The organism is Mesorhizobium sp. M0140, from assembly GCF_040322475.1.
Classification (GTDB): domain Bacteria; phylum Pseudomonadota; class Alphaproteobacteria; order Rhizobiales; family Rhizobiaceae; genus Mesorhizobium.
The window spans coordinates 45,444-57,272 of the sequence record NZ_JAMYTM010000022.1 but is presented as its reverse complement, the minus strand read 5'-3'; the positions used below and the strand labels follow the sequence as shown (position 1 = coordinate 57,272).

The window sequence follows — 11,829 nt, the reverse complement described above, 5'->3', positions numbered from 1 at the left end:
CCCCTACGAGTTGCGCGCCGGTTCCAAGGAAACAGGCCTTAATGAGGCCGTACTGGAGATCGGTGCAGTCCTGGAACTCGTCCAAGAATACCTGGCTGTATGTTTCCTCAGCGCGTTCCGCGCGATCACGCTGCCCTCGACGATCGTCTTCGCAAGAGGGATCATGTCCCTGAATGTAATCGACTGGCCCTGGATGCGAGCCGGCCCGACGGAGAAGTCCGCAGCCAGTACGTCCTGCCCGGTGAGCGCGAGGCGGAACTGCTGGATTATGCGGAGCACGAAGCGATGGAATGTGAAGCTGTCGAAGCGTTCCCCAAGCTGGTGGCCGCACCGGCGCCTTACGCGCGCCTTGAGGTTCGTGCTGGCATCGACCTTGAAGGAGATCGCAAGGATACGCTTTGGGTATCTGCAGCTTCGCGTCCGCAGGAGAAAGTCGGCGCGTTGCGAGCATCTCCGTCTTGCCGGCTCCCGGTCCGGCAGTGAGCGCTAGGTTGGCTTCGGTCTCTGTTGCTGCCTCTAGGGCATTGGGCTCCAGAACGAACCCGTCCGAAGGTTTCCAATGTTCCGCACGGATCATTCAGGAAGATTTCCCAGCATCGTCCTCACGCGTTCGAGAGCCGATCGAGGAGCTGGCGAAACGGCCGGAGGTGCGCTTTCGCACGCGCTCTTACGAAACGGTGCGCTCGGCCGTCGCATCCGGCTTCGGCATGGCCGTCCTCAACATGCGGCCTATCGGTCGCGCCACCGCCGATGGGGAGGAGATCGTTCGAAGACCAATCCTCGATGAACTGCCGCCACCGACGCTGATCGTCGCCGACATGAACAATCGAGTGGGAATGATTCAGGCCCACTCAAACGTCGATTGGCTTTGATGAACCTTCGCATATCGCCCACCCGGATTTCTAGGTACCACCATCAGAGCAATAAGGCTCACGGTGGTGCTTTTTAATGCCCAATGCGATGGAGAAAAGGCAATTTCCTGCCATGAAGCCTTCAATTGTCCTGAGGTATCTTTCAGGAGGCAATTGCTATGTTGTCGGCGTCGCCCTTAAAGCACTGAAAAGAACTATAAGCTGGCTGACCGTGACGGCATCTACGTCCGCGTCATGTCCAGGGGCGCGATCTAGGCAGATACGGCCGAGACGATCGCTCGCGGAGATCCGATGTCGCGCGCTATGGTACTTCGCTTACCCAAACGGATATGACTCTTGGGATCTGATTCCCCTGCGATAGTCCGGCCAGTCCAGAATGAGGCGGGCTATCTTGATTTCTTGGCTCCAATGACTGAGTACCCGCGCCTTGCCTACAGCATGAAAGCCGTTCGCAAGGCAGGCGACCGGCTGGCAAAACCTATTCAGTTCGGACGAGACATCACTGTCGGCCAGTATGTGGACGCACTCGAAATCTTCTCAATCGCCAATAGCTGGCGCGACTCGCACTTTCTGCCGATGCGCAGCGTTCGGTTCTCTGTCGGTCATCACATAAGAGCCCTGCGACTGGAGGGCGACATGGCATCCCGGCCGAAGCGCATGGCATCCATTCGTCGGAAGCTTCGAGAGTCCACCACCAATTTGGACACCATGAACGACATCGGCGGTTGCCGAGCGATCATGGCCGATATCAAAGGTGTTCGCTCGCTTCTCGCATCGATGCGAGACAAGTTCCCCCATGAGATCCACTCTAGGGAGTTTAACTATATCGATGAGCCGAAGCCGGACGGGTATCGAAGTCACCATATTGTTTTCAAATACCGACCCAGAGATGCCGACACCGAGGCTTTCGACGGACGACGCATCGAGTTGCAAGTTCGTACCAAGCTTCAGCACTCATGGGCAACTGCGGTTGAGGCTGTCGGGCTATTCCGGGGCCAGGATTTGAAGCACGGAGAGGGCGACCAGGATTGGCTTCGCCTTTTCCAGCTTATGTCGGCGGAATTCGCGCACGTTGAGCAGTGCCCCGTTCATGTAAGTGTTCCGGATCACAATGACCGGGTTCGAGAATTGCAGGATCTCAACAAGCGTATAGATGCGATCGGCATACTAGAAAAAATCAATAATACTACTCACTGCCCAGAAAACTTCGTACATAAAGCAGCCAAAACTCGATACTATTTGCTTCAATATGGAAAAGATCATAAATTGTCCATCGAGCCGTTCTGGGCGCTTATATTAGGTGCGCGAAAACTGAAAGAGATCGAGCAAAAAATCGAGCTAAGGGGCAGTGAGGTGAAGGCTGTCTTGGTCGAGGTAGATAAGAAAGAAAAGCTTGTGGAAATGTATCCGAATTACTTCGGAGACGTTTACTTATTTGCTCGTAATCTGAAATCCATCTGCACGGGAAAAGCGGCTATCGAATACAGTTAGCCTGCACAGGTGGTAGCTCCGAACCCTACGAAAGGCCCTATTATGGTTCGGCTTAAGCGCCGTCGCTCGCTTCCGTGTGAAGTAACCCGAGGCGAGGCGCTTGCCGACGATACCATCGAGGCTGCGACCGGCCCGTGCATCGTCGTTCATGCCAGGGGCTACGCGTGAATTATGGCGGAAGTCATATTCGGAGAGGTCGCGGTGCAGATGCTTTTTTGCGCAAGGCTGATAGGTGCCACGCATGCCGCGCTTGAAGATGCTGATGCGCCGGGTATTTTGGCAGTGTTTACTCAGCCGCCGGGGCAGGTCATTCCGATCTCGGGGTGACATCGGGCGATCGCAGCAGTCTGGCGAGTGCGGAGCGTTTCGTCGATCTTGCGCACGTGAGCGGGACCGATGACCGTGACAAAGTTCACCGTTTAATCGAGCATGGCCTCGACGGTGGCGACAAAGTCGTCGAGCGAGCGATCCCCGCGAATCTCGATGCGTGGAAGATCGATGGGATCGCAATTAAGGTCCGCCGGCCCGTGTCTGCTGCCGAAGCCGATCCGATAGCCGGACTCCTTGGCCAGTCTGCCGAGCCGTCGGTCGGTGACAGAGAAGGGTGCCGCGAACGCCGAGGTTGGCCGACCGGTCCAACGTTCGATGAACATACGAGAGCGCAGCAGTTCGGCGGCCAAGTCAGAGCTCGACAGACCATCGATCGCGCGATGCGTCGCGAGATGGCTTCCGAAGAACGCACCTTCGGCGGCGAGCCGCCGCACCGTCCCGGCATCCATAAGCTGCGTCGGCGGACCGTTTTCGGCATCCCACTGCGCGCTTTCACCCACCAGGTCAGTCACCAGGAACACTTCCGCGGTCAGGTCGTTCGCGCGCAAGGTTGGCCAGGCTTGGTCGGCAAAATTCTGGAAACCGTCATCGAAGGTGATGAGCACTGGGCGGCCAGCGAAAGGCTGACGGTTGGCGATGGACCGTTCCAGTTGCTCGGACGTGGTCGCGTGAAAGCCATTGGCGCGCAGCCATGCCATCTGGCTGGCGAATGCGGCGGGCGTTAGCCGAAAACGGGCGAGGGCAGCCGGACCTTCTTCGGCGACGCTGTGGTACATGAGGACAGGGATACGTGGCCGCCGCTCGCTGCGCGCGACGTCGCGGCGCAAGGCCCGCGCCCCGCCCCAGACGATATTTCGGGCGACCCCGAGTCCGATGGGCGCGCGGATCGGCGCATGATCAATCCTCGGTTCCGTCACTACATCGTGCGGTGACAGGCGGCGGAAGCGGTCTATGCGATAGAGCTTGGTCTGGATCGACTGCTCGAGGACGAGACCTTCGGTCGCTGCGAGCGCCTCTGAGATCGCTTGTGCCCCGAATGTGTTCCAGTCGAACCCCGTCCTTTCAACATTGTCACGCAGCACGAATGCGTGGGCGCTGATGAAACTGCCGCCAGGCGCCAACGCCTCTGCGAATTTTTTGGCAATGCGCCGCAACTCGGCGAGATCATCCAGATAGTAGAGCACTTCCGAACAGAAGATCAGATCCATTTCACCCGGCAGCGTGTCTGCGGAGAAATCCAGTACGCCGAATTCGACGTTCGGCTGATCGCTGCATCGCGCGCGGGCCCGTCCCACGGCTATGGCGGAGATGTCGGTTGCGGTCAGATGGCCCACTCGCGGCGCCAGCTGCCGCGTGAAGTGGCCCTCCGCGCAGGCGAGCTCAAGTGCCCGTCCGATGGGACCCGCAGGCAGAATCTCGAGTTGCCGCTCATATTTTTCCTGCTCATAGGACGAACTGTAGTTCCAGGGATCCTCGGTCGTGAAATAGCCATTCCAGAACAACGTGCGATTCTCGTCGTGCCTGGGCCGTTCACGGCGCGGCGCGGCAGAAGGCTCCGCAGGTTCGGCGCTCGACCGGACCAACTCCCGCGCTTGCGCAGCCAATCTCGCGAGTTTGCCGAAATGGCTGTCCGGATCAGGCTCGCGTTCGGCTGTGCCTGACAATGCCCGGGCTGGAAGCGTGTTCGGAGTGTTGGCGCCAGCCTCCTTTTGCGGTGCGAAATTCCGGATCAGTTCAATCCAATGATCCCTTGTCACTGTCCCGAGCACGCCGAATTGTACGACGGCCTCGATGTGGCCATCCATCATCAGGTAGGCATAGATTTGGTCGATTCCTTCCGGCAGTTCGGTCGAGGTCGGATTTCGAGCGTCGACGCGGATTCCAAGTGTTCGCGCCAGCCTGCGCGGCGCGCCAAGATCGTCGGCGTCGAGAAGCATTTGCTCAAGCTGATACTGGATGCGGCGAGCCGCTGCGGGATTGTCCCAGACCTTGCCGAGTTCGGTAATCAACTCGGTGATGGCGCGGCCGAACCTTCCCCACCTGGCAGCCAGTTGCGCCGGCACAGACAGGCTTCCCACCGCAAGGCCGTTGATGGCTACCTTGGCGATCTCACTCGCCCACTTGCGTCCGGCCGGAAGCGCGCGCAGGGACTGCGGGTTGATCGAGCCCGAGCCGCCGCCGCAATCCGACGCGGCGTTCCAAAATGCGAACCACGCGAGTGCTTCGGAAGCGGTGCGGCCATCCGCCGAGTTCGCTCCGTTGGCGTGGATAGTCACCGGGTGTTTGACTCTGGAGTCGGCAGAGAAGCCACGGGCGATGACGATTTCCGCGTCGGCCAGCATCTGAGATGAATTGCGGGTGAGCGAGTTGGGGCTAGCCCGGTAGAAGGCGAGCGGCTCGTCGACCATTACCCAATTTCTGCCGAGACGGGCGAGGCGCTGCCACAGATCCCAGTCCTCGCATGTGCGCAGCGACACATCGAAACCGCCCAACTCGACGATTGTCTCCCGGTCGAGCAGCAGCGCGTGGGTGGCGATGGCACACCGGCGGGCAAATGTTTCAAAGGGCTGGATCGCAACCTCTGACGAGATGCTCAACCAGATAAGTTCGCCATCGGGCATCACGCATTGGGAGCCGCAATAGGCGGCCACTGAATCGGGCGCAGCCTCCAGTGCGGCTAGCATTTTCGCGAGGAAGCTGGCGTCTACCCAATCGTGCGCATCCAGAAACATGAGCCAGTGGCCGCGCGCCGTCGAAATCCCGCTATTGCGCGCGCCGGCGGGGCCACGGGCGCAAGAATTCAACGTCCGAAATCGGGAATCTTGTTCCACATAACTGGCAATGATCGCGGGGGTGCGGTCCGTGGAGGCGTCGTCGACGATGATCGCCTCCCAATCCACGATTTCCTGATCGAGAAGGCAATCGAGTGCGCGCGCCAGCGTCACCTCTGCGTTGTGCGCAGGAACCACGATTGAAACCAATGGATTATGCGCCATGCCGTCTTACCCAAGCCTGGTTCGAAGGTACAAGAGCCCCGAGACATAGCCGGCGGTTTCCCGCCAAAGGAAACGGTCACCGAGGATGCTGCGTCCAAACAGTCTCCCGTAAACTCTTCCGAGCCGTCGCGCCGCCATTTGGCTGCAGTGCGAGCTTGCTCCTGTCGTGCTAGCGACATTAGAAGCCTGGCGCAGCATTTCATCCGTGCCGCCGAGATCGGACGCCGGCTGTCGCAGATGCACGTCAAAACCAAGCATGCCGCATACTCATGTCGATCCCTGAAATCGGCACCATGACCACAAGCTGCGGTCCCTGGCACCTGGCTATGGCAAACTGCCGTCCTTTGCAATCGACGACGCAGCAATGCAAGCCCACTGAAGCTTTGGTTGAATGACTGCCAGCTATTGGGACCTATTGCTCTCTCCTATCGACCGAAACACCTCGATTCCGGGCTGCATTCTTGATCGGCGATTCCTCGTGTAAGAAGAAGATTCTCCTTCTACTGTTGAGATCGCGCCGGAAGCTGATGGTGGCAGTATATAGCGGAGCGAGAGCCAATATGCTGCTCACTGGAACAGCTATTTTAGCAATTTCTAATGAAAACTCATTACTTACGTCTGTCTAAATAGATATACATAATGCCATTGTATCACTCGGCTTCATAGTAGATTTCGCTCGATAACCAATTAGATTAAACGGCTATGGTTGCTATCACAGAGAGGGGCGAGAGCAACACCTAGCGGTACTGGTGCTTTTTCGGCCGGTCCAAGCCGTGTAAAAAGAGCACGCAAATTGGCTTTCGCCAAGAAGATTCCGGCTTGCAGGTCGCGGATTTTGCTGGCATCTTCACCTGTTTATGGGTCTCTGCACTGTGGCAGGTGGTTCAAATAGAGGGGTATAAGGATGGCCAAGGAATCTTCGAGTACTTCGAGTGCCGTTTCCTCCGCAAACAAGGCGGACGCAAATTTGATCGGTAATGCAGACGGAAGCGGGCTGAACTTCATGGCGGCCCAGGTTCGCGAAAACGGGGGCGCCGGCGACGCCGTAGGTGTCGACAAGATACGCGATCTGCTGTTCGGCAACCAGATGCAGGACTATGACCGCCGTTTTTCCAAGCTTGAAGAACGGGTGTTGCAGCGCTTCAAGGATGTCGAATCCGAAGCCAAGCGCAATCTTGAGATGTACGAGTCAAATGCAAAGAAGCAGATCGATTCGCTCGCGGCGCAATTGCGGAACGAAAAAGACTCACGAGCCGATGCCGACAAGGAGATTGACCGGAATCTTCGCGAGCAAAACCAGGCACTTGAAAAGCAGGTGCGTGCGTTGTCGGATCAATTGAGCGCGCTTGAGCGGGACGTTTCGGACCGGATAAATCGAAACGATCATTTGTTGCGTGAGGAAATTAAGCAGAAGAATGAAGGCGTTCAGATGCTGATAGAGAAAATGTTTGCCGATCTCAGCAACGTTAAGACCGACCGAAATCTTTTGGCTGGCCTGTTTGTAGAGGTTGCGAAATGTCTGAATCAGGATCCCGTCGGCAGCAAGGGCAACTCGGATCGTAGCTGGAAAGTGAGTTGATGGGACCTTGACGTCAACCGTCGACCCAATCAGTCTTCCACAAAGAACAGCCTCGAACGATACAGAAATTGATCGCGAGGCTCTGGCTCGTCTTTTGGTCGAAATTGCCCGGAACGTTGATCCGGACTATCGTGCGCGTTTCGACGGAGTTCCAACCGCCGATCCTCGCATGGAAACGCTGCGCCAGTTGCTGGTCAGCCGCGAAATTTCGGAGCTTTCACGAGTTACGCATCTGCTGGACGAACCCGAGCAGCTTGCGGCAGCGGTGGGCGATGTTCTTCCCATTGCGGTCGCGCGAGCGACTCATGCGCAGCTCGGCGAGGCGCTTGCGCCAGCTGTCGAACGGGCTGTGCAACGGTCAATCCAGAAGAGCCCGCGCACGCTGACGGATATATTATACCCGGTGTTTCTGCCGGCAATCCGCAAGTCGATCGGGGAAAAGATCGACCAGACATTTCAGTCACTGAATGAAACTTTAAGACATATATTTACCTGGCATGGGCTCAAGTGGAGATTTGAAGCTTGGAGGACAGGTGCGAGCTTCTCGGAAGTTGTCCTAAAGCATTCTCTTATCTATCGTGTAGAGCATGCCTTTCTCATTAATCGTAATTCCGGGCTTTTGATAGCGCATGTAGCTGCCGACAATGCGACGAGCGAAGATCCCCAGCTGATTTCGTCGATGCTTAGTGCAATTCAAGATTTTGTGAAAGATTCATTCAACGAGAGAGAGCAGAGCGGCCTGGACACTATCCGTTTTGGCGACCTTCGTCTCTGGTCGGAAGTTGGACCGTTTGCGACCCTGGTTTCGGTGATCCGGGGAAATCCGCCAGAGGAATTGCATGAAATAGTTCGCGATGTATTGCTTCGCATCCATGAGGAATGCTCACAGGCTTTAGTAGAGTTTGACGGCGACAGTTCGCAGTTGGCCGGGGTAGAGGCGCAATTGCGGACCTGCGTGGAGCAGAAGCAGGAGGAATCAAACGAGGGATTTCCGTGGCTGGTGGCCGCCGTGGCCCTGCTGTTTTTGATTCTGGCAGGCGGTTGGTTCTTTCTTTCCTGGCAATCCGGGCAGCGCTGGCAGGCTTATGTGTCGCGCTGGCAGGCCTACGTGTCGCGACTGGAGGCCCAGCCGGGCATCATCGTTGCCGAACAACAGGCGCGCGACGGCCAATTCTATATTGCCGGCCTAAGAGACCCGCTTGCCGCCGACCCACAGTCGCTGTTGTCTGGAACGCAGGTCGATCCCGCCCGGGTTCATTCGCAGTGGCAATTCTATCAGAGCCTTCAACCGGAGTTCGTGCTGAAGCGGCTGAAGGCGTCGCTGGCTCCGCCGGATTCAGTACGACTATCAATCGACAATGAGCGCATCGTTGCCGAGGGTGAGGCTCCCGACACCTGGATAGATCGGGCGCGTGCAGCGGCCCGACAGCTTTCGGCAGGCGGACCGGAATTCGACATCTCCAAGGTTCGTGACGTAAGCCCCGAAGTACTCGAGGCGAAGCGCTGGCAGGCCTACGTGTCGCGACTGGAGGCCCAGCCGGGCATCATCGTTGCACAACAAAAAATACGCGATGGCCGATTCTATATTGCCGGCCTGAGAGACCCGCTTGCCGACGACCCGCAGTCGCTGTTGTCTGGAACGCAGGTCGATCCCGCCCGGGTTCATTCACAATGGCAATTTTATCAGAGCCTTGAGCCGGAGTTCGTGTTGAAACGGCTGACGGCGTCGCTGTATCCACCGGATACAGTACGACTTTCGATCGTCAATAATCGCATCATTGCCGAGGGCGAGGCTCCCGACACCTGGATAGATCGGGCGCGCGCAGCGGCCCGACAGCTTTCGGCAGGTGGACCGGAATTCGACATTTCCAAGGTTCGTGATGTGAGCCCCGAAGCACGCGCGGCGGAGCACTGGCAGTATTATGTGTCGCGACTTGAGGCCCAACCGGGAATTGTCGTCGCCCAACAATCGACCAGGGGTGGACATTTCTATATTTCCGGCCTGCGAGACCCGCTTGCCGCCGACCCGCAAGCTCTGCTGTCCGGAACGGAGGTCGATCCTGCCCGCGTTCATTCACAGTGGCAATTCTACCAGAGCCTTGATCCGAAGTTTGTGGTGAAGCGGCTGACGGCGTCGCTGACGCCGCCGAAATCGGTCCGACTTTCGATCATCCAGGGTCGCATCGTTGTCGTGGGCGAGGCTCCTGCCGCCTGGATCGACCGGGCGCAGGCCGCCGCTGAACAACTTTCGGCGGACGGAGTGGTTCTGGATGTCTCGCAACTGCGTGAGCTGGACCTTGCAGAGCTCAATCATTTGAGAGAGTCTATCCAGACGACCGACATTTTCTTCTCTTCCGGCAAAGTTGTGCCGGGACCAGAGCAGACGCCGGTTCTCGACAGATTGGCGGATCAAATAAAGGAATTCGCCCAAAATGCCCGCAAGTCAGGCGTAACTGCGCGGTTCATGTTGACCGGCCATTCGGACACCACGGGCCGTGAGACGGCCAACGCGTCGATCAGCGCCGCCCGTGCCGAGACAGTTCGTGCGCTTCTCAACAAGCGCGGCGTCGCCCCGGAACTGCTGCTGGTTCGGGGCGCGGGCACCTTTGAACCGGCGGTGCCTGAAAATAGTCAGGCTGGTAGCTCCACCAATCGCCGGGTTTCCGTTACGGTAAACTTGGACTAGGTGGGAGCCCAAGATGTTGCAAAAAAAGATCTGTATGTTGGGCGGGTTCTCTGTTGGAAAGACGAGCCTGGTTCGCAGGTTTGTGAAAAGCATCTTTTCAGAGACCTACTTGACCACGGTGGGAGTGAAAATCGACAAAAAGAGTGTCGCACTCCCGGACAAAACAGTGGATCTGATTTTATGGGATTTGGCCGGCGAAGATGATATCGGCTCATTCCGCGTCAGCCATGTGCGAGGTGCGACAGGCCTCGTGCTTGTCGTCGATGGAACCCGCGCCGCTACCCTTACCGCTGCACTCACGCTGCGCGAGCGGGTCGAGGCTGAATTCGGTGCTATGCCGTTCGTACTGCTTTTCAACAAATCAGATCTGGCCGATCGGTGGGTAATACCAGATAGAGAAATTGACGAACTGAGGCAACGCGGATGGCAAGTCTATCTGACAAGTGCGCTCTCGGGTGAGCATGTCGATGATGCGTTTCTTAAACTCGCTTCGATGGTCACCAAATAGACCATGCAAAGATTGCCAAGAGAGGTCGGAAGCTGGATTTACGATTTCTTCTACAACGAGCGTGCTATTGCGTATGTGAAAATTGACGCCCAGCTGCGGACAGCGGCGAAGGGCGGTAACGTTGAACATTACGGGCTCTCATGCCTTCGCATCGGTAAGCCTGTAGCCGACCAGCTTGAATTCATGGAAGGTTTGCTGCCTTGCCCGGAGCTTCCATTTCATATGCCTATGGTCGAACTGCCCAGCGGGCGTGTCGCGGACCTTCATCTTTTTGCTGATGATGACTGCGTGTGGCTGCTCTTTCTTGATGCCACTGCCGAACGCGACAACAAGCAGCGGCTTCAACAGAAGGCTTATGAAATGACTCTTCTGCAAGAGAGGGAGCGCCAACTCAACGAGAAGTTACATTCGGCCAATGAGGCGTTGAGGAAGAGTCAGGAGGGATTGTCGCGTGAATACCAGCGCGCGGAATCCCTGCTCCTCAACATTCTTCCGGCGTCGATCGCGGAGCGGTTGAAAGCGCAAAAGAAAATTGCCGACAACCACGCGGAGGTGAGTGTGCTTTTTGCCGACATCGTCGGTTTTACCGAAAGAGCGCGCAGCGTCGGAGCGGTGACTACGCTCGCTATCTTGAATTACTTCTTCAAGGCGGCGGATAGGCTCTCGGAACGACACGGCTGCGAAAAGATCAAGACTATCGGCGATTGTGTCATGGTGGTCGCTGGCCTGCCCACCGCGCGATCCGATCATGCACGAGCCCTCACGCACTATGCAGTTGAACTGCGCAAGGCGGTCAAGCGCGAACTCTTCGCAGGAGAACCGATAAGGCTGAGAATTGGAATTCACTCGGGACCGATCGTCGCTGGCGTCATAGGCAAAAGGCGGTTCGCCTATGACCTGTGGGGCGAGACCGTTAATCTCGCCTCACGTATTCAAACGTCCGCGGAGCCCGGTGAAATCCGTATCTCCGATGCAACGCGCCAACTGCTTGGGCCAAAATTTGCTTGCGACCCACTTGAGGAAACGGAATTGCGTGGTGCAGGTCGTGTACGAATGTGGCGGCTCCCAGCCTGATTTCCGGTTGACGATCCTGGAGCGCACTGCATCTCAAGCCGCAAATGATCAACGCAAAGATTTGACCCAACTAGTGACCCTCATTGGGCGACTTGGGGCTGGCTCGCAACGACAGTTACGGCCATCTGGGCCGTTTTCCCCACGCGTGGCGGCATGGCAGGAACTGCTCGCGTCAATCCTGACTATTCGCTGGAATACCGTCGCAAAGTCTTGCCTTACAAGAACCCTGCCGATATCGAACTCACGGTCGACGGGCTCCGCAAGGCCGGAATAGTGCAATGACAAATGAGGGC

At 57.3% G+C, this 11,829-nt stretch carries 8 protein-coding genes and 1 pseudogene; 6 read left to right on the top strand and 3 right to left on the bottom strand.

Translation table 11 applies throughout. The features are described 5' to 3' along the window. Positions 1 to 3: 3 nt before the first annotated feature. Positions 4 to 384, bottom strand: a complete 381-nt coding sequence (locus NKJ37_RS21435) for a DEAD/DEAH box helicase family protein (protein WP_352722856.1) — start codon at positions 382 to 384, stop codon at positions 4 to 6. 107 nt (positions 385 to 491) lie between these two features. Here NKJ37_RS21435 and NKJ37_RS21430 point away from each other — a divergent pair, with 107 nt between their 5' ends. Together NKJ37_RS21430 and NKJ37_RS21425 are read left to right on the top strand one after the other, a co-directional pair. Then, positions 492 to 872: a type 2 periplasmic-binding domain-containing protein gene (locus NKJ37_RS21430; protein WP_206638033.1), complete on the top strand. Its 381-nt coding sequence runs from the start codon at positions 492 to 494 to the stop codon at positions 870 to 872. Positions 873 to 1,208: 336 nt separating this feature from the next. After that, entirely contained in the window at positions 1,209 to 2,363 is a 1,155-nt protein-coding gene (locus NKJ37_RS21425; RefSeq protein ID WP_245273101.1) for a RelA/SpoT domain-containing protein, read from the top strand. A gap of 93 nt (positions 2,364 to 2,456) precedes the next feature. Here NKJ37_RS21425 and NKJ37_RS21420 read toward each other — a convergent pair. Continuing rightward, a pseudogene (locus NKJ37_RS21420) lies at positions 2,457 to 2,624 on the bottom strand (IS1595 family transposase); the annotation flags it as partial. A 158-nt stretch (positions 2,625 to 2,782) separates the two neighbouring features. Then, entirely contained in the window at positions 2,783 to 5,689 is a 2,907-nt protein-coding gene (locus NKJ37_RS21415; protein WP_352774929.1) for a trifunctional glycosyltransferase/class I SAM-dependent methyltransferase/polysaccharide deacetylase, read from the bottom strand. A gap of 904 nt (positions 5,690 to 6,593) precedes the next feature. On the opposite strand from NKJ37_RS21415, the gene NKJ37_RS21410 reads away from it, so the two are divergent. The 4 genes from NKJ37_RS21410 to NKJ37_RS21395 are packed head-to-tail and all read left to right on the top strand — an operon-like array spanning position 6,594 to position 11,536. Continuing rightward, positions 6,594 to 7,268 (top strand): coiled-coil domain-containing protein, encoded by a 675-nt coding sequence (locus tag NKJ37_RS21410; protein ID WP_031212622.1) that lies wholly within the window; start codon positions 6,594 to 6,596, stop codon positions 7,266 to 7,268. A gap of 7 nt (positions 7,269 to 7,275) precedes the next feature. Next, on the top strand, positions 7,276 to 9,954 hold the full coding sequence (locus NKJ37_RS21405; protein WP_352442500.1) for an OmpA family protein: 2,679 nt from the start codon (positions 7,276 to 7,278) through the stop codon (positions 9,952 to 9,954). A 13-nt stretch (positions 9,955 to 9,967) separates the two neighbouring features. After that, complete coding sequence (locus NKJ37_RS21400) at positions 9,968 to 10,462, top strand: Rab family GTPase (RefSeq protein ID WP_023809564.1); 495 nt, start codon at positions 9,968 to 9,970, stop codon at positions 10,460 to 10,462. A 3-nt stretch (positions 10,463 to 10,465) separates the two neighbouring features. Further along, positions 10,466 to 11,536 carry an adenylate/guanylate cyclase domain-containing protein gene (locus NKJ37_RS21395; RefSeq protein WP_023809563.1) on the top strand — a complete coding sequence of 357 codons (1,071 nt, stop codon included), beginning with the start codon at positions 10,466 to 10,468 and terminating at the stop codon, positions 11,534 to 11,536. The last annotated feature ends 293 nt before the right edge of the window (positions 11,537 to 11,829 follow it).

Bases quoted from the DNA above. Each gene is read 5' to 3' on its own strand.
- NKJ37_RS21415 (WP_352774929.1), bottom strand. From the start codon at position 5,689: ATGGCGCATAATCCATTGGTTTCAATCGTGGTTCCTGCGCACAACGCA.
- NKJ37_RS21410 (WP_031212622.1), top strand. From the start codon at position 6,594: ATGGCCAAGGAATCTTCGAGTACTTCGAGTGCCGTTTCCTCCGCAAAC.
- NKJ37_RS21400 (WP_023809564.1), top strand. From the start codon at position 9,968: ATGTTGCAAAAAAAGATCTGTATGTTGGGCGGGTTCTCTGTTGGAAAG.
- NKJ37_RS21395 (WP_023809563.1), top strand. From the start codon at position 10,466: ATGCAAAGATTGCCAAGAGAGGTCGGAAGCTGGATTTACGATTTCTTC.